This is a genomic window from Tolypothrix sp. PCC 7712 (assembly GCF_025860405.1).
Classification (GTDB): domain Bacteria; phylum Cyanobacteriota; class Cyanobacteriia; order Cyanobacteriales; family Nostocaceae; genus Aulosira; species Aulosira diplosiphon.
Genome location: NZ_CP063785.1, coordinates 2,397,088 through 2,418,845, shown reverse-complemented (window position 1 = coordinate 2,418,845; position 21,758 = coordinate 2,397,088). Strand labels below are relative to the sequence as shown.

Annotated in this window: 13 protein-coding genes, 2 tRNA genes, 3 rRNA genes and 2 pseudogenes; 7 read left to right on the top strand and 13 right to left on the bottom strand. The window is 43.2% G+C overall.

What is annotated here, in order from left to right:
• Positions 1-22: 22 nt before the first annotated feature.
• The gene (locus tag HGR01_RS09860) at positions 23-154 is read right to left on the bottom strand and encodes a histidine kinase (RefSeq protein WP_096622078.1); all 132 of its coding nucleotides are present in this window, start codon (positions 152-154) and stop codon (positions 23-25) included.
• 20 nt (positions 155-174) lie between these two features.
• On the opposite strand from HGR01_RS09860, the gene HGR01_RS09855 reads away from it, so the two are divergent.
• Entirely contained in the window at positions 175-411 is a 237-nt protein-coding gene (locus HGR01_RS09855; RefSeq protein ID WP_045873010.1) for an Hfq-related RNA-binding protein, read from the top strand.
• Between the two features lie 64 nt (positions 412-475).
• Here the strand turns inward: HGR01_RS09855 and HGR01_RS09850 are convergent, their stop codons facing one another.
• The 8 genes from HGR01_RS09850 to HGR01_RS09815 all read right to left on the bottom strand — a co-directional run bounded on the left by HGR01_RS09850 (position 476) and on the right by HGR01_RS09815 (position 10,295).
• Entirely contained in the window at positions 476-2,812 is a 2,337-nt protein-coding gene (locus HGR01_RS09850) for a cation:proton antiporter (protein WP_045873011.1), read from the bottom strand.
• 236 nt (positions 2,813-3,048) lie between these two features.
• Complete coding sequence (locus HGR01_RS09845; protein ID WP_045873012.1) at positions 3,049-3,324, bottom strand: MoaD/ThiS family protein; 276 nt, start codon at positions 3,322-3,324, stop codon at positions 3,049-3,051.
• 87 nt (positions 3,325-3,411) lie between these two features.
• Positions 3,412-4,713, bottom strand: coding sequence for a threonine synthase (thrC, locus tag HGR01_RS09840; RefSeq protein ID WP_045873013.1), 1,302 nt, complete (start codon positions 4,711-4,713; stop codon positions 3,412-3,414).
• A gap of 367 nt (positions 4,714-5,080) precedes the next feature.
• Positions 5,081-5,198, bottom strand: a 5S ribosomal RNA gene (gene rrf, locus HGR01_RS09835).
• Between the two features lie 93 nt (positions 5,199-5,291).
• A 23S ribosomal RNA gene (locus tag HGR01_RS09830) occupies positions 5,292-8,117 on the bottom strand.
• A gap of 334 nt (positions 8,118-8,451) precedes the next feature.
• A tRNA-Ala gene (locus HGR01_RS09825) sits at positions 8,452-8,524 on the bottom strand.
• 87 nt (positions 8,525-8,611) lie between these two features.
• A tRNA-Ile gene (locus HGR01_RS09820) sits at positions 8,612-8,685 on the bottom strand.
• Positions 8,686-8,806: 121 nt separating this feature from the next.
• Positions 8,807-10,295 (bottom strand): 16S ribosomal RNA (locus tag HGR01_RS09815).
• Together the 16S, 23S and 5S rRNA genes with 2 tRNA genes alongside form the textbook arrangement of a ribosomal RNA operon.
• Before the next feature lie 310 nt (positions 10,296-10,605).
• Between HGR01_RS09815 and glyQ the strand changes: the two genes are divergently transcribed.
• Entirely contained in the window at positions 10,606-11,484 is an 879-nt protein-coding gene (glyQ, locus tag HGR01_RS09810; protein WP_045874509.1) for a glycine--tRNA ligase subunit alpha, read from the top strand.
• Between the two features lie 347 nt (positions 11,485-11,831).
• Positions 11,832-14,192: a ComEC/Rec2 family competence protein gene (locus HGR01_RS09805; protein ID WP_045874508.1), complete on the top strand. Its 2,361-nt coding sequence runs from the start codon at positions 11,832-11,834 to the stop codon at positions 14,190-14,192.
• Here the strand turns inward: HGR01_RS09805 and HGR01_RS09800 are convergent, their stop codons facing one another.
• Positions 14,193-14,687 carry a GNAT family N-acetyltransferase gene (locus HGR01_RS09800; protein WP_045874507.1) on the bottom strand — a complete coding sequence of 165 codons (495 nt, stop codon included), beginning with the start codon at positions 14,685-14,687 and terminating at the stop codon, positions 14,193-14,195. It abuts the gene before it with no gap.
• A 678-nt stretch (positions 14,688-15,365) separates the two neighbouring features.
• Here HGR01_RS09800 and HGR01_RS09795 point away from each other — a divergent pair.
• Positions 15,366-16,277, top strand: coding sequence for a hypothetical protein (locus tag HGR01_RS09795; protein WP_045874506.1), 912 nt, complete (start codon positions 15,366-15,368; stop codon positions 16,275-16,277).
• Between the two features lie 113 nt (positions 16,278-16,390).
• On the opposite strand, the gene HGR01_RS09790 is transcribed toward HGR01_RS09795, so the two are convergent.
• On the bottom strand, positions 16,391-17,176 hold the full coding sequence (locus HGR01_RS09790) for an SDR family NAD(P)-dependent oxidoreductase (RefSeq protein WP_045874505.1): 786 nt from the start codon (positions 17,174-17,176) through the stop codon (positions 16,391-16,393).
• A 673-nt stretch (positions 17,177-17,849) separates the two neighbouring features.
• Between HGR01_RS09790 and HGR01_RS09785 the strand changes: the two are divergent.
• Positions 17,850-18,158, top strand: a pseudogene (locus tag HGR01_RS09785) (carbamoylphosphate synthase large subunit); the annotation flags it as partial.
• A 52-nt stretch (positions 18,159-18,210) separates the two neighbouring features.
• Here the strand turns inward: HGR01_RS09785 and HGR01_RS09780 are convergent.
• A complete protein-coding gene (locus HGR01_RS09780; protein WP_045874504.1) occupies positions 18,211-18,591 on the bottom strand; it encodes a signal peptidase I in 381 nt (126 codons plus the stop codon).
• Positions 18,592-18,594: 3 nt separating this feature from the next.
• Positions 18,595-19,296: pseudogene (locus tag HGR01_RS09775) on the bottom strand (galactokinase); the annotation flags it as partial.
• Positions 19,297-19,742: 446 nt separating this feature from the next.
• Here HGR01_RS09775 and HGR01_RS09770 point away from each other — a divergent pair.
• Together HGR01_RS09770 and HGR01_RS09765 are read left to right on the top strand one after the other, a co-directional pair.
• The gene (locus HGR01_RS09770; protein WP_045874503.1) at positions 19,743-20,273 is read left to right on the top strand and encodes a pentapeptide repeat-containing protein; all 531 of its coding nucleotides are present in this window, start codon (positions 19,743-19,745) and stop codon (positions 20,271-20,273) included.
• Between the two features lie 196 nt (positions 20,274-20,469).
• Positions 20,470-21,660: a M20 family metallopeptidase gene (locus HGR01_RS09765; protein WP_045874515.1), complete on the top strand. Its 1,191-nt coding sequence runs from the start codon at positions 20,470-20,472 to the stop codon at positions 21,658-21,660.
• Positions 21,661-21,758 lie beyond the last annotated feature (98 nt).

Below are 21,758 nucleotides of genomic sequence, written 5' to 3'. Positions count from 1 at the left end.
AGGATGAATTATCAAAGATTAGTTACTGTCGATTATGGATGAGAAAGTGGTCATTTGGGCATGGGGCATTGGGCATGGGGCATAAGAATTTCTCTCCCTCATCTCCCTCATCTCCCTCATCTCCCTCATCTCCCTCATCTCCCTCATCCCCCAATCCCCAATCCCCAATCCCCTATGCATTCATCACCACCAAAAACCCTTACGGAATTCGATACTTCACTGCCGAGTATTCGGCAAGTACAAAACCTGATTAAAAATACAGCAACAGTAGATTTCAAACTGATGACAGGCGATTTGGTCACAGGCAGGATCATTTGGCAAGATCCACACTGTGTCTGTATTGTGGACGAGAACAGCCAGCAAACTACAATTTGGAAGCAGGCGATCGCTTACATTAAGCCTAAAATTTAGGCTTGTTTGCTGGCTAAATTCCCCAAATTTGTATTTGCAGGTTATGTTTCTTTAACCATGCCATTTAATTTCTTGACTGATCTACAGGCAGAAATTCTTTTAGGGCTTCTGCCTCATCAGTTTTTACAATTGGTATGGATAGCGGCACTGCCTCAGATGTAGTAAATAAAGGTTGTAGTTGATTGAGACTCTCTAAGCTGCCGCATAACAATACTTGATCGCCGTCTCGCAAGTCCATGTGGCTATCAGGAGAGCGGATAAATTTACCATCACGCCGGATTGCCTCTACTTTGACGCTGTATTTGTTAGTAATATCTAAATCTGCTAAATTTTTACCTAAAATTGGGGTATCAGCATTAATTGCTGTCCACTGACAAGCGCTATTTTCTCCGGGGACGGCTGTTCTACCAACAGCAAATTCTGCCAAAGCTGCTAGTTCTTCATCTGCTCCCACTACCAGCAAGCGATCGCCTTCTTCCAATCGGGTTTGGTTATTGGGATAGTCAATTTCTTCGCCGTTGGCGCGGCGAATTGCCATTAAACTCACCCCAATTAAGTAACGCATATCTGCTTCTTCTAAGCTCATACCAATCAGGGGCGAACCAGATGGTAGGGGATACCAACGGCGATTTAAATCTTGTGTTGCGTATTCTAAATTACGAGAAACTTCCGAGGCGGTCTGTTCTGGCCGCAAGTCCAAATAATGATCTTTGCGAATTTGCTGCATTTCCCGTTGCACAAAATCTCCTGCCAAACCTAAACCTTTTAATAAATAGGTTGCCATTTCTAAGCTGGCTTCAAACTCAGGTTGTACAACTTCCCTAGCGCCTAATTGATAAAGCACTTCAATATTTTTATCTTGAGTAGCGCGGACAACTAAATCTAATTCTGGACACAATTCTAAAGCGCGTTTAAGGCAAAGACGCGTACTCATGGGGTCAGGAAGTGCGATCGCCATTCCTTTGGCATGATTTACCCCAGCAGTTTCTAAAACATGTAAACTCACGCAATTGCCATATACATAAGGCACTCCTGCTTCCCGCAATTTCTGAATTCTGCTTTCAGATTGGTCGATGACGACTACAGGTAGCTGGTGTTGCTGTAATAATTTGACCAGATTTTTGCCTACTCGCCCATAACCACAAACTACTACATGACCTTTTAATGGCAAATCTTCGGAGATATCCCGAGGTTGGACTTCTTCTAAATAAGGTTTCAACCAAGGCATAGATTCTGCCACAGTAAATAAAAATGGTACCAACCGTAGTACAAACGGGGTAATAACAAGTGTTACAGCTGTAGTTCCTAAAATCAGTAAATACACTGTACGCGAAACCAAGCCCAAAGCCTGCCCTTCACTGGCAAGTACAAAGGAAAATTCCCCAATTTGAGCCAGCCCCAGCCCAGCAATTAAAGCTGTTTTTAAGGGATAGCGGAATAGTTTTACCAAAGGTGTAATGATTAAAAACTTACCGACGAAAACTATTGCCACTAAACCCAAAATCAATTCCAGGTTTTTCCACAAAAACACTGGGTCAATTAACATCCCAATGGATGCAAAAAATAAACTGGCAAAGATGTCTCTCAGCGGCTCCACATAGGTTAAAGTTTGGTCGGCGTATTCCACTTCGGAAATCATCAAACCGGCGACAAACGCCCCCATCTCAATTGATAACCCTAAATACTCTGTCAGCAGGGCAATACCCAAGCAGAGTGCCACTACACCTAATAAAAATAGTTCTTTGCTTTCAGTGCGAGCCAGAAGTCGTAACAGTGGTGGAATCAGCCAAATCCCAGCGACGACTGCACCAGCTGCAAATAAGCCAATGCGTACCAGCGCTGTCACCACCGCGACCCCAATCGCTTCACCTGGTTCATGCAGCGCTGGTAGGACTGCTAGCATTAGCCCTAATGCCAAGTCCTGCACCACCAAAATACCCAGCATTACTTGTCCGTGGGGCGTGTCTGTTTCATTGCTTTCCATCAAGCATTTGAGGACAACTGCGGTGGAAGATAAAGAAAGAATTGACCCCAAAAACACACCCTTCGCAGGTAAGGCTCCCCAAGCACCAGTGACACCGCAAATCACAACCGTGATTAAAATCGTCAGCGCAATTTGTAGCCCTCCACCACCCAGAGCGATCGCTTTTACCTTCTTCAGTTCTGCAAAGGAAAACTCTACACCCAAAGCAAATAACAAGAAAGCGACCCCAAACTGAGCCAGAGTCTCTACTTGGATAACTTCTTTAATCAATCCCAGTCCCGCCGGCCCCACCACCATCCCGCCGATGAGATACCCTAACAACACAGGTTGTCGTAACAGCGCTGCAAACAGTCCGCCACATGCTGCGACAGCCAGAACTGAGACTAAATCAACAATTAACCTAAAATCTTCTTGCACCAGTTTTAAAAAGAACTATTAAGACCTATTAACCTCAGCATACAAATTTTTATATATCTATGCTCAAGTTATTGGTGCAAGGAAGACAAAATTTGCAGATTTATTGCTAAATATTCATAGAGGTAGGTAGTTTGGGGAGAAATAACTATTGTCCAATGCCCATACCCAAAAAGCATAAGCGTGCCGTAATAGCACGCTTATTAATGTATATTTAACAAATTTCAAACTTCTCTTTATCAACCACCTGCAACAGCAGGGACAATACTGACTTCATCACCATCTTTGAGAGGTGTAGCTGTGCCATCCAGAAAGCGAATATCTTCGCTATTGACATACAAATTCAAAAAGCGCCGTGGTGCTCCTGCTTCATCGCACAAGCGCGCTTTAATACCAGGACAGCTTTGTTCTAAAGAATCAAATAATTCTGCGATCGTACTGCCACTGCATTCTAATGTAGCTTGGTTATTGGTAAATTTTTGAAGAGCCGTGGGAACTAAAACTGTTACAGACATAATTGAAGTAAGAAGTGTGAAATAAGAAGTATAAAGTATGAAGTATGAAGGATTGAGTTTAATCTTTCATCCTTTACCTTTCATCCTTTAGACGAGTACTTGCTGCCATTCCAAACGATCAAGAGTGCGAGAACGCTCTAGTGCGCGTTCAAAACTGTCGAGTTTGGCATCAATTGTCAAAGGTTCGCCAATATAGCCATGAAGTGCTTCTTGAGTTTTCAAACCATTGCCAGTGATGTATACCACAGTAGTTTCATCTGGATCAATTTTGCCAGCTTCTACTAATTTTTTCAGCACTGCAACTGTTGTACCACCAGCTGTTTCAGTGAAAATGCCTTCTGTTTCAGCTAACAGCTTGATGCCTTCAATGATTTCTGCATCATTGACTGATTCAATATTACCGTTTGTTTTGTTAGCTATCTCTACGGCATAAACACCATCTGCTGGGTTGCCAATGGCAATAGATTTAGCAATGGTATTTGGTTTGACTGGTTTAATAAAATCACGTCCTTCTTTATATGCTTGCGCGATGGGAGAACAACCCTCAGCTTGCGCGCCGCTAAAACGGACTTTCTTGTCTTCTACTAAACCAACTTCTACGAATTCTTTGAATCCTTTATAAATTTTTGTAAATAGCGAACCAGATGCTAGAGGAGCCACAATATGGTCAGGTAATTCCCAACCCAATTGTTCAGCAACTTCAAAACCTAGAGTCTTAGAACCTTCAGAGTAGTAAGGGCGAAGATTAATATTGACAAAACCCCATCCATGTGTATTAGCTACTTCCGAACACAGACGATTAACCTGATCGTAATTACCCTTCACAGCCATCAATGTTGGGCTGTAGATCAGGCTACCCATGACTTTACCTGCTTCCAAGTCAGCAGGGATAAACACACAGCAATCTAAACCAGCATGAGCTGCGATCGCTGCTGTAGAATTAGCCAAATTACCAGTACTAGCACAAGAAACAGTGGTAAAGCCTAATTCTCTAGCTCTACTTAAAGCAACTGAAACCACCCGATCCTTGAAGCTAAGGGTGGGCATATTGACAGCATCATTTTTAATATAAAGCTTGTTTAAACCCAGACGACGAGCCAGACGGTGAGAACGAACCAGGGGAGTCATACCTGTTCCCACATCTATAACATTGTCAGTTGCTACAGGCAGAAAGGCACGGTAACGCCAAATAGAATTCGGCCCAGCTTGAATTTTTTCACGAGTGACAGAATGACGCAGAGCATTGTAGTCATACTTAACTTCTAAAGGCCCAAAGCATAACTCACAAACATGGTTGGCTTTTAGTTCATATTCCTCACCACATTCCTTACACTTCAAGGCTTGAAAATATGTGGCTGCTTCGTTAAGTGCGGATTTTGTCTGAGTCATAAACCTAGCTTTCCCTGTTTGTCTGTCAACTGTCGCATGATACTAACACGAGTAGAAATACCAGTCAAACATACCCGACTTTTTTTATCGGGTATTTTAAGAATGTAAAAAGATATGCATTGTTATAACGCGTAGCAGCGCAGATATAGCTATTTCTAAATTTAATGGAGTTTTTAATCCCTCTTCTAAGAAACCAGATTTTCTGAGGACTGAGGAATTAACTCAAAACCAAAAGCCTGGGCTTTTTTACTGCCTGACCGACTTTTCAAACATCCTCTTAAAGTCCTAAAGAACATGGCTATGGCTATAAAACAAAAAGCCCCTCCTTATGTTATTGGAGAGGCAATTTGTGTTGTTTCATGAATAGACCTGGCATCGAGCTATTGTGGCGTAGGGCAACCCCTAGACTATCGTGGCCGCAGCAGCGTTTCACCTCTGAGTTCGGGATGGAGTCAGTGTGGTTCCACAGCGCAATAGACACCAGGAAAACTTGTGGTTGGTTGACGGTTAACGGTTAACAGTTAACTGTCAACAAAACCCTGAAGACTGCAAGTAACGCGAAATAACCAATGATTGATGAGGTCAAGCCCTCGGTCTATTAGTACTCCTCTGCTTCATGCATTACTGCACTTCCACATAGAGCCTATCAACGGGTGTTCTGCCCGTGACCTTACCTACATTTGTAGTGAGAGCACTCATCTTGAGGTGGGCTTCCCACTTAGATGCTTTCAGCGGTTATCCGCTCCGCACTTGGCTACCCAGCGTCTACTGTGGGTACAATAACTGGTACACCAGCGGTGCGTTCCTCCCGGTCCTCTCGTACTAAGGAGGACTCCTCTCAATGCTCTTACGCCTGCACCGGATATGGACCGAACTGTCTCACGACGTTCTGAACCCAGCTCACGTACCGCTTTAATGGGCGAACAGCCCAACCCTTGGGACGTACTTCCGCCCCAGGTTGCGATGAGCCGACATCGAGGTGCCAAACCTCCCCGTCGATGTGGACTCTTGGGGGAGATCAGCCTGTTATCCCTAGAGTAACTTTTATCCGTTGAGCGACGGCCATTCCACGCTGCGCCGTCGGATCACTAAGGCCTACTTTCGTACCTGCTCGAGTGGTCACTCTTGCAGTCAAGCTCCCTTTATGCCTTTACACTCGCCGCACGGTTTCCAAGCGTGCTGAGGGAACCTTTGCGCGCCTCCGTTACTTTTTAGGAGGCGACCGCCCCAGTCAAACTGCCCACCTGAAACTGTTCCTACACCCGGTAAGGGTGCGAGGTTAGAATTCTAGCTTCGCCAGAGTGGTATCTCACCGTTGGCTCCATATTCCCCACAAGGAATATCTCTTTGCCTCCCACCTATCCTGCGCAAGCGAAGCCCGAACACAATTCCAGGCTACAGTAAAGCTTCATAGGGTCTTTCTGTCCAGGTGCAGGCAGTCCGTATCTTCACAGACATTCCTATTTCGCCGAGTCTCTCTCTGAGACACCATCCAGATCGTTACGCCTTTCGTGCGGGTCGGAACTTACCCGACAAGGAATTTCGCTACCTTAGGACCGTTATAGTTACGGCCGCCGTTCACCGGGGCTTCGGTCGCCAGCTTCACTTTCGCTGACCAGCTTCCTTAACCTTCCGGCACTGGGCAGGCGTCAGCCCCCATACCTCCTCTTTCGAGTTTGCGGAGACCTGTGTTTTTGGTAAACAGTCGCCTGGATCTCTTCACTGCGACCCACTCTCGTGGGCACCCCTTCTTCCGAAGTTACGGGGCCATTTTGCCGAGTTCCTTAGAGAGAGTTATCTCGCGCCCCTTGGTATTCTCAACCTCCCTACCTGTGTCGGTTTCGGGTACGGGTAAGATATGTTCATCACATTCCTAGCTTTTCTTGGCACAATCGAATCACTACTCGGAGTTCGTAAACTCCTCCCAAACCAATCAGGGTGTAGCTATCTTTCATGCGTCCCTAGCAATGCTCCCATACCTTAGTCAGGGATTAGTCACCCTGTGTCCATCGACTACGCCTTTCGACCTCGCCTTAGGTCCCGACTAACCCAGAGCGGACGAACCTGGCTCTGGAACCCTTAGGGTTTCGGGGTATGTGATTCTCACACATATTTGCGCTACTCAAGCCGACATTCTCACTTCCGTTTCGTCCACAGCTGCTTGCCGCTACTGCTTCTCCCTACCACGGAACGCTCCCCTACCGATTTATTTTTCAACAAATCCCACAGCTTCGGTACATCGCTTAGCCCCGTTCATTTTCGGCGCAAGAGCGCTTGACTAGTGAGCTATTACGCACTCTTTCAAGGGTGGCTGCTTCTAGGCAAACCTCCTAGTTGTCTATGCACTCTCACCTCCTTTCTCACTTAGCGATGATTTGGGGACCTTAGCTGGTGGTCTGGGCTGTTTCCCTCTTGACAATGAAGCTTATCCCCCACTGTCTCACTGGCAATGTGTGCTTTGGGTATTCTGAGTTTGTCTCGATTTGGTACCGGTCTCCCAGCCCGCACCGAAACAGTGCTTTACCCCCCAAATATAATCATTACCGCTGCGCCTAAACACATTTCGGGGAGAACCAGCTAGCTCCTGGTTCGATTGGCATTTCACCCCTAACCACACCTCATCCGCCGATTTTTCAACATCGGTCGGTTCGGACCTCCACTTGGTGTTACCCAAGCTTCATCCTGGACATGGTTAGATCACCAGGGTTCGGGTCTATAAACACTGATTATCGCCCTTTTCAGACTCGGTTTCCCTTTGGCTCCAGCATTCTCGCTTTAACCTACCAGTGCCTATAAGTCGCCGGCTCATTCTTCAACAGGCACGCGGTCATCCGTTGAATCGGACTCCCACTGCTTGTAAGCTGATGGTTTCATGTTCTATTTCACTCCCCTCCCGGGGTTCTTTTCACCTTTCCCTCGCGGTACTGGTTCACTATCGGTCACACAGTAGTATTTAGCCTTACGAGGTGGTCCTCGCTGATTCACATGGGATTCCTCGTGCCCCATGCTACTCGGGATTCAGCTACTATCCTTCAGCTTTTGACTACAGGACTTTCACCTTCTTTGGTGCAGTATTTAGCTGCTTCGTCTAACCTCTAGATTCGATATCGCTGTCCCACTACCCCAGTCAGTAAACCAACTGGTTTAGGCTTTTCCCCTTTCGCTCACCACTACTGAGGGAATCTCTTAATTGATTTCTCTTCCTCCAGCTACTAAGATGTTTCAATTCGCTGGGTTGGCTCTTTCCTGCCTATATATTCAGCAGGTAGTACATAGGGTTGCCCCATTCGGATACCTCCGGCTCATAGTCTGCTTCCAACTCCCCGGAGCATTTCGTCGGTAACCACGTCCTTCTTCGCCTCTGTGTGCCTAGGTATCCACCATCAGCCCTTATTAGCTTGACCACAATACATTTGGTTTCACATCTGCAAACTCTTTCTCTTTCCTGACTACTTTCATGGGAGCCTTTGTGTTTTACACTTAGCACTCAGCACTCAGCACTCATTACTTGAAATTTCGTCTGCCTGCTATTTTTCGCGTTACTATGCAGTTTTCAAGGTTCTGGCTGGACTATTTCCAGCAGTTTGACTCTTTTTGACGTCAATTGCTGAATTTACCCACAATCTCTTATCTTACCACATTCTCTGCTATGAACACAAAAACTACTCACTCTATCACTTTTGGCTAATTTTTACCTGTGATATATTCACTTTTGCTGCTGTCACAACAGATATCATGTGGAGGTTAGCGGACTCGAACCGCTGACATCCTGCTTGCAAAGCAGGCGCTCTACCAACTGAGCTAAACCCCCATCCACAAGGTAAAAGTTTAAAGGAAAAATTCAAAAGAATTTACACTTTCTTTTTACTTTTTACTTTGCTCTTTTTACTTGTTCAGGTGGGCCATCCTGGACTCGAACCAGGGACCTCACCCTTATCAGGGGTGCGCTCTAACCACCTGAGCTAATAGCCCATAATTGAGAACCTCTCTATAGTTTGAAAGCCTTCACTATACCTGCGACCGACCTAGAGTAGACCATCTTTGTCTCTATTGACTGTTTGCAATTGATTTCAAAGTTGGGTAGGTCTCCCTAAAAGGAGGTGATCCAGCCACACCTTCCGGTACGGCTACCTTGTTACGACTTCACCCCAGTCACCAGCACTGCCTTCGGCATCCTCCCCCACGAATGGTTGGAGTAATGACTTCGGGCGTTGCCAGCTTCCATGGTGTGACGGGCGGTGTGTACAAGGCCCGGGAACGAATTCACTGCAGTATGCTGACCTGCAATTACTAGCGATTCCTCCTTCACGCAGGCGAGTTGCAGCCTGCGATCTGAACTGAGCCACGGTTTATGAGATTTGCTTGCTATCGCTAGCTCGCTGCCCTTTGTCCGTAGCATTGTAGTACGTGTGTAGCCCAAGACGTAAGGGGCATGCTGACTTGACGTCATCCCCACCTTCCTCCGGTTTGTCACCGGCAGTCTCTCTAGAGTGCCCAACTTAATGCTGGCAACTAAAAACGAGGGTTGCGCTCGTTGCGGGACTTAACCCAACATCTCACGACACGAGCTGACGACAGCCATGCACCACCTGTGTTCGCGCTCCCGAAGGCACTCCTCCCTTTCAAGAGGATTCGCGACATGTCAAGTCTTGGTAAGGTTCTTCGCGTTGCATCGAATTAAACCACATACTCCACCGCTTGTGCGGGCCCCCGTCAATTCCTTTGAGTTTCACACTTGCGTGCGTACTCCCCAGGCGGGATACTTAACGCGTTAGCTCCGGCACGGCTCGGGTCGATACAAGCCACGCCTAGTATCCATCGTTTACGGCTAGGACTACTGGGGTATCTAATCCCATTCGCTCCCCTAGCTTTCGTCCCTCAGTGTCAGTTGCGGCCTAGCAGAGCGCTTTCGCCACCGGTGTTCTTCCTGATCTCTACGCATTTCACCGCTACACCAGGAATTCCCTCTGCCCCGAACGCACTCTAGCTATGTAGTTTCCACTGCTCTTATGAGGTTGAGCCTCACTCTTTAACAGCAGACTTACATTGCCACCTGCGGACGCTTTACGCCCAATCATTCCGGATAACGCTTGCATCCTCCGTATTACCGCGGCTGCTGGCACGGAGTTAGCCGATGCTTATTCCTCAAGTACCGTCATTTTTTTCTTCCTTGAGAAAAGAGGTTTACAACCCAAGAGCCTTCCTCCCTCACGCGGTATTGCTCCGTCAGGCTTTCGCCCATTGCGGAAAATTCCCCACTGCTGCCTCCCGTAGGAGTCTGGGCCGTGTCTCAGTCCCAGTGTGGCTGATCATCCTCTCAGACCAGCTACTGATCGTCGCCTAGGTGCGCTCTTACCACACCTACTAGCTAATCAGACGCGAGCTCATCTCTAGGCAATAAATCTTTCACCTTCCGGCACATCCGGTATTAGCCACCGTTTCCAGTGGTTGTCCCCGACCTAGAGCTAGATTCTCACGCGTTACTCACCCGTCCGCCACTATCTCCGAAGAGACCGTTCGACTTGCATGTGTTAAGCATACCGCCAGCGTTCATCCTGAGCCAGGATCAAACTCTCCATTTTGTAGATAAAGTTCGTTTAGCTCTTAATCGACTGATTTATACCTCAGTCCGGTAATTCTCTTTACTGACGCAGGGTATATGTTATATACTGGCTTTCAAACTATATGATTTTCAAGGTTCGGTGTCCCTACCAGCGCCGCTTTTCGCGCTCCGCTCTCAGGCACTTATCTAATATATCGAGCCTACTTCCGTTTGTCAACTTTTTTTCGGGAAATTTTTTGAGATTTTGTTTTTGCGTCGCAAAACTCCTCACAGTGCTGGGTTTAGGTAACAATGGTTGATGCACTGTGCTGAAGAAGGAAAGGTAGAGCGTGAATTTTCAGTCGGTAATAGCTTCATTGCATGAATTCTGGGAGAATCGCGGTTGCTTGATTGCCCAGCCTTACGACATTGAGAAGGGAGCAGGTACGAAAAATCCCCATACTTTTTTACGGGCGCTAGGGCCAGAGCCTTGGGCTGTGGCATATGTGGAACCTTGCCGCCGTCCTACAGATGGGCGCTATGGTGAAAACCCTAATCGCTTTCAATACTATTATCAGTACCAAGTTCTGATTAAACCTTCACCAGATAATATCCAAGAGATTTATCTTGATTCTTTAAGAGCGTTAGGGATTCATCCTGAAGACCATGACATAAGGTTTGTTGAGGATAACTGGGAAGATGCTACTGTGGGCGCTTGGGGTACTGGTTGGGAAGTTTGGTTAGATGGAATGGAAATTACCCAATTTACCTACTTCCAACAATGTGGGGGAATTGATTGCCGTCCGGTTTCGATTGAGATTACATACGGTTTAGAAAGATTGGCGATGTACCTCCAGCAGGTAGAAGCCATCACCAAGATTCAATGGACGGACAACATTACTTACGGTGATGTTTTCCTGCAAGCGGAAATTGAACAGTGTACTTACAACTTTGAAGCGTCGAATCCGGAAATGTTGTTGACACTGTTTAATCTGTATGAGCAGGAAGCTACTCAATTGACTGAACGGGGATTGGTTTTACCTGGCTTAGACTATGTTATTAAGTGTTCTCATACTTTTAATTTACTGGATGCACGGGGTGTAATTTCTGTGACGGAACGGACTCGATATATTGCTAGAATTCGGCATTTAGCACGGAAAGTAGCTACTTTATATGTTGAGCAAAGGGAGAAGTTAGGTTTTCCCTTACTCAAAAATGCCGTAAGTTAAACAGTAGAGATTAACACTGAGGATAATTACAAGTTAGGTAAATCCTGAGAACTCCCTCAAAAAGCTCCGGTGTATACAAAAGTTGTGCAATTGCACTTGAATTTTGGTTCCATTGTCTAACTCTAGGCAATTGGATTGCTCTTGAAAGCCGACTACAGCAATTTTGATTTTGTTTATCCATGCGGTACTAGGGTTTAATTTAGGCACATCTTTTTGATAAAGTTATTGCAAAAAGTTCTACAAATAAAGCCTGTGCCCCATAAGACTGGTAGTCACTGGCTCTACAAACACAGCCCGCATCTGCGGGTTTCATTTTATAGTCAGCAAGTACTTGTATTAGAAGTCTTATGATTCAGGCTAGTGGTGTAATTATCTGTCTTGGCTATATTCTGGGGCTACTATTTACAGCAGTTCCTTGGGGCGGTGTATGGATTTTTTTGCTAGGAATATTGATAGCAGTGCTGTTGCGGCTACGTTTTCTTAAATCACGGCAACTTAGTCAAAAACCAGAAAATGCTGCGACTAAAGCTAAGGCAATATCTAGTTTCTGGCAAAATACTCCCCAACCTCGAATTTGGTTAGTTGCAGGTTTGGTAGGTTTGCTGGCTACCCTGTATTTTCAATGGCGAGTACCAGAACCAGGGCCAAAAGATATTAGTAAATTCGTCCCGCCAGGAAATAGTAGTAATCAAGAACAAGTAGTAAGTGTGCGTGGTGAAGTGGCAAGTACACCAAGGTTAACTCGGACTCAGCGAGGACAATTTTGGTTGGAAGCGACTCAGCTAGATGAAGTCAAAAAAGGTGATGGCCCCGCAGGTGTAAGTAAAGGGGTAACGGGTAAGTTATATGTTACAGTGCCGATACTGCAAGCAACTGGCTTATATCCAGGTCAACAAATTGCGGTAACTGGAATTTTGTACAAGCCAAAAGCAGCATCCAATCCTGGTGCTTTTGACTTTCAAAAGTTTCTCAAACAAGAAGCTACATTTGCGGGTTTAACAGGTAGACAGATAAATATTTTAGATGAAGAACCGCGTAAATGGGGATGGTGGCAAGTTCGCGAGCGAATAGTACGATCGCAAGTTCGTTGGCTGGGTATTCCAGAAGGGCCGCTTGTCAGTGCAATGGTTTTAGGCAGCAAAACTGTTGATTTACCTTATGATATCCGCGATTTATTTGTCCAGGCTGGCTTGGCTCATGCTTTAGCAGCTTCTGGTTTTCAGACTTCGTTGATTTTAGGCGTAATATTACAGTTAACGAGGCGTTCTAAAAAGGTAACTCAATTTATCCTTGGCTGTTTAGGATTGCTGATTTTCTTGAGTTTAACTGGTTTTCAACCTGCGGTTTTAAGAGCCGTAATTATGGGTTTTGCGGCATTAGTAGGATTAGCTTTAAAAAGAAAGGTAAAACAGTTAGGCTCGCTATTACTAGCGGCAACAATATTATTACTATTTAATCCGTTATGGATTTGGGATTTGGGTTTTCAACTTAGCTTTTTAGCGACGCTGGGATTAGTTGTCACAGTACCACCGATTATTCAACGCTTGGGTTGGTTACCACCTGCGATCGCATCTTTGATTGCTGTCCCGTTAGCCGCAACAATTTGGACTTTACCGTTGCAGTTGTTTTTCTTTGGGGTAGTACCGTCTTACAGTTTAATCCTCAATATTATTACCACCCCGTTGATTTCTATTATTAGTATCGGTGGAATTATTAGTGCCTTAGCAGCATTAATTTGGCCGGACGCTGGCAGTTTTTTAGCAGGAATTTTGCATCCCCCTACTGATTGGCTAATTAAATTAGTAGAATTTTTTAGCAAATTACCTGGTAATTCCTTTGCTGTGGGGAGTATCTCCCCTTGGCAAATGCTCACTCTCTATACATTAATTTTATTAGTTGTTTTAGCACGTTGGTGGCGACAACGCTGGTGGTTTGCTAGTTTTATTGCCATCGGTTTAGTACTTATTCCAGTTTGGCATTCTGCTAACAGTTTGTTCCGAATTACTGTATTAGCAGCAGGTGCAGAACCAGTTTTAGTTATTCAAGACAGGGGCACAGTCACGCTAATTAATAGTGGAGATGAAAGTACAGGACGCTTCACAATCTTACCATTTTTACAACAGCAAGGTGTGAATCAAATTGATTGGGCGATCGCCACTGATTTTCAAGATCATGAGAGTAGTGGTTGGCTGGAAGTCATGCAGCGCTTACCTATCAAAAATTTTTACAGCTATCCCCCTAAGCCAGAAAACATTGTGGAAGCGCAGGTAATTCAACAGAACGTCCAACAGCGTCAAGGCTTATATCAGCCTTTGGCATTGGGACAAGCAATTACTACTGGCTCGGTAGTGGCACAATTAATTAATGAGCAGTTGCCGATGTTGCAATTGCAAATTCAAGGTCAGAATTGGTTATTAGTAGGTAACCTCAAGTCTAAAGAAATTGCACAGTTAGTTAAGTCTGGGAGTTTACCTCGTCCCCAAGTGCTATGGTGTGTACCGGAATCTTTAAAGGATTTAGTTTTAGCGCTACAACCAGAAATTGCGATCGCATCTTCCCCTGACTTGGAACCAAAGGTTTTATCTGAACTTAGCCAAAGTCAAACGAAACTTTTCTTTACGGGGCGAGATGGCGCGATTCAATGGACACCAGGAAGTGATTTTGAAGCCTTTATTCAAGCTACAGAAAATAAGTCCTCTGTGTTGTGATTAGTTAGTGAGTCGTAGCCCCATAATTACTAAGTCACGTTCTACACCATCAAGTTCTGCGATGTTGGGTAAATGTCCCCAAGGCGTGAATCCAAATCGTTCAAATAGCTTTAAACTGGGCTGATTATGAGCAAAAATAAAGCCAATTAAAGTTTTTAAGCCTAAATCTGGGCTTTGCTTAATTGCTTGTGCTAAAAGTTGTTGTCCTAATCCGCATTTTTGGAACTCTGGAGCAATATAAATGCTAATTTCGGCAGTCTTACTGTAAGCTGGCCGTCCGTAAAAAGATTGGAAACTCAGCCACCCAGCTATTACACTATTTACTTCTATCACCCAAAGGGGTCTGTGTGAAGGCGATCGCCCGCGAAACCAATTTAGACGGCTTTCTATTGACACTGGCTCTAAATCAGCACTAGCCATGCGGGTAGGAATTGCAGCATTGTAAATTGCCACAATAGCTGGTAAGTCAATTTCAGTCGCATGGCGAATAGTCATTGCTGCTGTCTCTGGGAATTTTGGCGAAAATATTTAAAAATAATACCGCTAAAGCGGTAGTAATTCTATAGGTTGAGGTACTAATTGTTCTGTTGATATTACACAAGCAGTTGTTGCTGCTGGGTGCAACTAAATATGTTGATGAGTTCATTGATTGAAATTTCATGAACCTCAATTAGTGTAATTATTTCAATGTGAGTAGCAATCAGCGCAACTACTACTGCTACAGCTGATCAGATTGCTTTTGTAGGGTAGAGGAAATAGTTACGAGTGATCCACAGCTTTTACTAGATGAGACCAAGGATTATTTCAAAACCCAAATAATCAACCTAATCTTGCGCCTTAAAACTCAATATCTTTGCTTTAGTCTTAATTTTCTGAATCAGATTATATGATTTGACCTCTTCTTCAAGAAATATTTTATATAAATTTGCTAAGTAAATCTCAGAAATAAAATATACAGTCATTGATTTACGCAGTAACTAAAATTACTTTTTAGATAAATGTATATTATTTATTTGAGCAAGAATTTTTGATATTAACTGTATTAAATTACATAGCTATTGGGTAATTCTATTTCCAGCCATAGGTAGAGGTTGATGAAATTATCTATAGCTAGAATTGAGGCAATTGCAGATAGTAATTATTGCCATAACGATAGATTTTATTTTGAAGAATATGCCTACTAACCTCATACATGAGCAGAGTGATGCAACTGCTGAAAATGCTACTCAATCTCTAGAATTTGAATTTGGTCTTTTTATCCTCAATCTCAAAAATGGTATTTGGCTAGCGGGTATTCCATCTTGGCTTTTTGGTATAACTGATAGAAGTTTTGCTACATTTGCCGATGGTTATATATCTACTTTGGAAGTGTTTCAGCTATTTACAGCATCATTTTTCTTTTTGAGTTGGCTGTATTTAAGACCAGAGCAAGATGTAAATAGCAATGCAAATTCTTTATGCCCAATTCAAGATAGCAAGTTTGATTTAAAAAAGCGGCACATGATCAGCCAGGAATATATTTTACCTTTTCCTTATCTGTGCCAAATCTATCATTTGTTGAATTTAAAACATTTAGAAACTATCCACAAGTTTAGCCTGAACAATCTGCGAGTCATTAATATCAACTCGTTTCAGCCTACAGAGATTGGGGGTAAAATCCAATTTCAAACAATTTTAGAATCTCCAGTTAATGCGCTGAGGATTTGGCGACAACCAATTGTGGAAGTTGATTTAATCTTACATACTCCCTACACAGTTGAACTGAGTATTCCGGTTTACAATGGCAAACGCATCACTGTCATGTTTTATGCATTACCTTTAACTCAAAGTGAGCATTATCTATTTATAGAAATCTACAGTGATCTAGAATGGCCAAAGCCTATCTTGCAAATCTTATTGCATTTAGCTGCTTATTTGACGCTGTTTGAAGACTTACCTTATTTACGCAACTTGGGCGAAAAAAATCTTGAGAGGTTATTTAATATAAATTTTGCTTCTAATCATCAAACAATGTTGCTGTTTAAAAGATTTGTGGAACTATATGGTTCACATACAAAAGCACCGAAATTAATTACAAATTCGTAATTAATTCGGTAGAAGCAAGAACTACTAAGTTGAAAAGGAAATAAAAAATATATAGGGACGCAATGTATATTGTGTCCCTAGATTAGATTTTGTATTCTTTTTCCAAAGTGGTATCAAAGCATTTGATCGCCGCCACTAACAGGTAAATAAGCACCTGTAATAAATCTGGCTTCATCAGAAGCTAACATGAGAATTGCACTAGCGATGTCTTCTGGCATTCCGTTTCTTTTCAAAGGTGTAAATTTAGCCGCTGCTGCTTTGTGTTCTTGAGGTAATCTTGCAGTTGCATCTGTGATAGTCAATCCCGGTGCGATCGCATTCACTCTAATTCCGTGCGCCCCGAGTTCTAATGCTAAACTTTTCACAAAAGCATCCAATCCTGATTTAGCAGTACTATGAGCGGAAAATCCCTCACCAGGATTGCGAGATAACCCACTACTAATCGCAATAATGCAACCTCGTTGATGTTCCATCATTGATGGTACAACTGCTTTACAAGGAAAAAAGGCTCCTTGAAGTTCTCCTAGTAATTTGGTTTCAAAATCTTCCCAGCGATAATCTACGAAAGGTGCAATGGGAAAATTAGCATTGGCGTTAATTATCAGGGTATCAATTGCACCGAAAGCCTTAGAAACTGCTTGCACCATTGCATTTACTTGCTGAGAGTCTCTAACATCTGCCTTGACTGCTAGTGCTTTTCCTCCATCTGACGAAATTTCTTCCACAACTTGTTGAGCAGCTTTCTCGCTACTGTAGTAATTTACTCCTACTGCTGCACCATGACGACTGAACAATTTGGCAGTAGCAGCACCAATTCCGCGACTCGCACCAGTAATAAGAACGACGCGATCGCGCATTAACCGATCAATTTGGGAGTTCTGAGGTTGTATGGTAACCATGTTAATTTCCTCAATTGAAACGAAAATTTAGTGTGTAGGTATGGGTACTAACCAACAATCTCTACAGAATTAGAAGAAATACTGCGAAAAGGGATAAACTTTCTTGGTTCTTGTAATCAATGCTTGAGTACCAATTCAAAATTCCAACTAAGAAATTTAGATTTTGTCTAATTTTCTATGTTTGTGAATTTTGGTTGATTGTGGATAATTGGTAGATTCAGAATAAGATACATCCTGAAAGCAGATTACTATATATATAATTGTTTAGTTCAAAATTTTAGATTAGAAAAATATTTTCTGATTTATTGCTGCATTTTTCTAAGTAGAAATGCTCTTTTATACTAGTTTTTAAGCTTTTATATTTTGTAAGTAGTTATACATATTCAATAGAATTTTGGAAATATTAAACAAGCTGTTATGCTTCTCAGGACTGAAATTTTTAACTAGAATCATATAAATAATTAAGTCTTGGTAATTGTATAGGATTCATATTTGATTTTTGAAGTTCATGTAGGATAATTTAGCAGCGAGAGTATGGCATCAGCGCTAATACGAAAGTTAGAGATAGAAAATAATTGTTTAATACTTATAGCTACTTTTTTTATACTTATAGATAGAAGATTCATAACTCTACAATTAATACCTTTTTGATCAGGTAATTGCAGAAGTATTTTATATAATAGATGCTAATTTTCGCGTTAATAGTTCAACTCCACTTTGCTTGCAGCGCCATACTCTATTAAATTTAGGAAAGGAAGTAGCTAAATATTCTACTGACTACCGCATAGATGGAACATTTGACGCTATTTTATTGAGTTTATAACCAGAATTAGAACGCAAAGACTTGATAATTTTATCGGCTTTAGAGAAGGTTAAATACGGCAAAATTTACACCGAAATTTATGGGATAGTAGCGGGAGAAACAGTAGAAAATATACAGCAGATTGAGCAGAATTTACAAAATAAGGGTTTGCAGTTTTAAAATATAACATTATCTAGTAAATAATGATTTATAGACGCAAAATTTTGCCTTCCTACTTGTTTGTAATTCCAACACTATCACCAGGTTTAGAAGGCCATCTAATAGTTAAAATCGTACAATCAGATTCAGCTATCCAAGTATGAGGTACACCCGCACACCACAGAACGTAATCACCCTCACGGGATAATACAATTTCTCTCTCTTCAAATTGCAAACGAAATTTTCCATTAATCAGAATTGAAATAGTAGCAGCTTGGTTATTTATTACCCATTGGTTTCTACTATCACCAGCTTTATGAATACCCCATTTAACTTCTAACTCTTCTGTAGAACGTGGATCGTCCACAGGAGTAATAAAGTGTCCCATGAACCATCCCCAGCGATTTGCGCCTTCCTGTTGTGCATTACCGAAAACAACTTTTTTATCTGTCATTTGTTATGTGGCAAAAGTTTCTGGCACCAAAATTTTTCCAGTGTAACCAGATTGATTGTATGCTGTTAGGGCCTGATTTGCGATCGCCGAAGCTTTGCCTTGCCCTGATACTAAAGCTACACAAGCACCACCAAAACCAGCACCCGTTAACCTTGCGCCCAAAACGCCTGGGGTTTTCTGCAAAATATCAACTAATGTATCTAATGCTGGTACAGAAACTTCGTAATCATCCCGCAAGCTAGCATGGGATGCATTCATCAATTCACCAAAACGTTGAGATGAAACTCCTTGCAACACTTCCAAAACGCGGTTATTTTCTGTAACTACGTGACGCGCACGCCGTTTTAAGGGTTCTGGTAAATCTTCCACAGCACTAGCATCGCTAATGTCGCGCAGTGCTTTAACTCCTAGCGATCGCGCCGCCGCTTCACATTCTGCGCGTCTTTAGTTATATCCGCTACTAGCTAAACTACGAGGCACACCGCTATCTATGACTACAATCTCTGCATCTGAAGCTAAAGGTAACACACGCTGTTCTAGAGTACGAGTATCTAAAAATAGCATATGCTCAGTATCAGCTAGCCTCGAAGCCATCTGATCCATAATCCCGCATTGCACACCTGCATAATGAATTTCCGCTTGTTGTGCGAGTTGGGCAATTTCTACATCATTAATTGGGAGGTTAAGAAGCTGGCGTAATGCTTTGGCGTACTAATAGCCCTGATTTTTCAGACCGCTATATTCTCAATGTTCTTGATTGCTTTTCCTCTAAAAAATTTAAGATCCCCCAAGCTGCTCTTTCTCGTGAGCTTGGGGGATCGCAATATGTGGTAGTCTATAAGAGGTTCAGTATAGTTGGTTACGAGACGATTCTAAACCCTAGACTTGCATTTGGGTAGTATAACCACGAGAATTTATACTAATTTTATAACTTCTTCATTGACGCTTCATTAGCTGTAATTTAGCGAAAAATTCGGATATGTTTGGTATGACAACGGCTATAGTTGTGATACTACATCTTGTATCCGCGAATAAACTGTAATCTGTCACGCTGCCTCGCCTGCAAGGTAAGGGAACAATGTAAGTATTATGGCCTTTCAATAGTACAAGATATTACATATCATCTAGTTTAGTGAATATCCGTAACACATATGAAATTCAAGATTGTTGCTATCCTTAGCCTGTTAGCTTGTTTTGGGTTAGCAGAACAAGCTTTAGCCTTCAATCAGCAAGACGTTGATCAATTAAAAGCCGCAAGTTCCTGTCCCCGGTGCGATTTAAGCGGTGCTGACCTTACACAACTGAATTTAGCTGGTGCAAACTTACGAGATGCTAATTTGAAGGCAACTAATTTATCCCAAGTGAACCTGACAAATGCTGACCTCACTGGTGCGGATTTGGAAGCTGCGGTTCTGACTTCTGCAAATCTTACTGGTGCTTCTTTAACAGGTACAAATTTAAAATCAGCAACTTTAGAAAATGCCAATCTTTCTTATGCTGGTTTTATCAGTGCCAATTTAGAAGCAGCTAACCTCAAAGGTGCTACATTGCTGTTTACTAACTTCCGGGCGGCAAATTTCCGGCTGACAACTATGGCTAATGGTGTGGTCACTTCTGATAAACCCTATGGTTGGTCTTTACAAGAAGGGCAAGACGCACAAGCGAATCAGAAGAAGAAATAGGGAATGGGTATTGGGGACTGGGTACTGGGGACTGGGGAATGGGTAATTGAGAATGGTCAATCCAAAATCCGTCTTGGAAAGTTCTGAGCGGCGGAAGCCGCCGCTCAGACTTTCCGCAAAATCTAAAATTGTTTGGCTCTTGACCCTTAACCCTTTCTTTATCATGGGAACAAAGCCTGTCACTTGCGATCAATTCATGCTTACCCAGATTAAAGATTTATCCAAAAAACTAGCACCTCGTCTGATTGAAATTCGCCGTCATATTCACTCTCACCCTGAACTCAGTGGTCAGGAATACCAAACATCTGCTTTTGTTGCAGGTGTGCTTTCTTCCAGTGGCCTTCATGTGCAAGAGGGTGTGGGAAAAACCGGTGTGATTGGAGAACTACAAGGTAATGGTAGTGATGAGCGTTTATTGGCAATTCGTACCGATATGGACGCTTTACCCATTCAAGAACGCACGGGTTTGGAATACGCCTCTCGCGCTGAAGGTGTGATGCACGCTTGTGGTCATGATGTCCACACTACTGTGGGTTTGGGGACAGCAATGGTATTATCCCAAATAGCAGAAGAATTAGGTGGTAAAACCCGATTCTTATTTCAGCCAGCTGAGGAAATTGCCCAAGGCGCAAGCTGGATGGTACAAGATGGGGCAATGGAAAAAGTTTCAGCCATCTTGGGGGTTCATGTTTTCCCTTCTATACCTGCAGGTTCCATTGGCGTGCGTTATGGTGCGTTAACTGCTGCGGCTGACGATTTAGAGATTATCATTATTGGTGAGTCTGGACATGGGGCCCGTCCCCATGAGGCGATAGATGCAATTTGGATTGCAGCGCAGGTAATTACTGCATTGCAACAAGCCATTAGCCGGACACAAAATCCCCTACGGCCTGTAGTTTTGAGCATTGGGCAAATTACTGGTGGAAGAGCGCCCAACGTCATTGCTGATAAAGTCCGCTTGTTGGGAACTGTGCGATCGCTTCACCCCGAAACCCGTGCGAGTCTCCCTAACTGGATTGAAAAAATTGTGGCTAATGTTTGCCATTCCTTTGGGGCCAAGTATCAAGTCAATTATCACCAGGGTGTACCCAGCGTGCAAAATGATTATGCCCTGACACAATTATTGCAATCATCAGCAGAAGAAGCTTGGAGTAGCGATCGCGTCCAAGTCTTACCTGAATCTTCCCTTGGCGCTGAAGATTTTTCTGTATATTTAGAACACGCTCCAGGTGCGATGTTCCGCTTGGGTGTAGGCTACAAAGACAGAATTATTAATCACCCCCTACACCATCCAGAATTTGAGGTTGATGAATCTGCAATTATCACTGGGGTGGTGACTATGGCTTATACAGCTTATAAATACTGGCAGTCTCCTCAAATTCCCTAAAATGTTTTTTATCTTGATGCGATCGCCTGACAAAGCGCGTTGGTGCAGCTCGCCGCAGGCATCGCTTTTTTTGCTAAATAAAATAATGTAGTTTTTTA

Excerpts from the sequence above, each read along its gene's own strand:
- HGR01_RS09780 (WP_045874504.1), bottom strand. The coding sequence starts at position 18,591 with ATGACAGATAAAAAAGTTGTTTTCGGTAATGCACAACAGGAAGGCGCA.
- HGR01_RS09845 (WP_045873012.1), bottom strand. The coding sequence starts at position 3,324 with ATGTCTGTAACAGTTTTAGTTCCCACGGCTCTTCAAAAATTTACCAAT.
- HGR01_RS09770 (WP_045874503.1), top strand. The coding sequence starts at position 19,743 with ATGAAATTCAAGATTGTTGCTATCCTTAGCCTGTTAGCTTGTTTTGGG.
- HGR01_RS09855 (WP_045873010.1), top strand. The coding sequence starts at position 175 with ATGCATTCATCACCACCAAAAACCCTTACGGAATTCGATACTTCACTG.
- HGR01_RS09795 (WP_045874506.1), top strand. The coding sequence starts at position 15,366 with ATGCCTACTAACCTCATACATGAGCAGAGTGATGCAACTGCTGAAAAT.
- HGR01_RS09790 (WP_045874505.1), bottom strand. The coding sequence starts at position 17,176 with ATGGTTACCATACAACCTCAGAACTCCCAAATTGATCGGTTAATGCGC.
- HGR01_RS09800 (WP_045874507.1), bottom strand. The coding sequence starts at position 14,687 with ATGACTATTCGCCATGCGACTGAAATTGACTTACCAGCTATTGTGGCA.
- thrC (WP_045873013.1), bottom strand. The coding sequence starts at position 4,713 with ATGACTCAGACAAAATCCGCACTTAACGAAGCAGCCACATATTTTCAA.
- HGR01_RS09765 (WP_045874515.1), top strand. The coding sequence starts at position 20,470 with ATGCTTACCCAGATTAAAGATTTATCCAAAAAACTAGCACCTCGTCTG.
- HGR01_RS09805 (WP_045874508.1), top strand. The coding sequence starts at position 11,832 with ATGATTCAGGCTAGTGGTGTAATTATCTGTCTTGGCTATATTCTGGGG.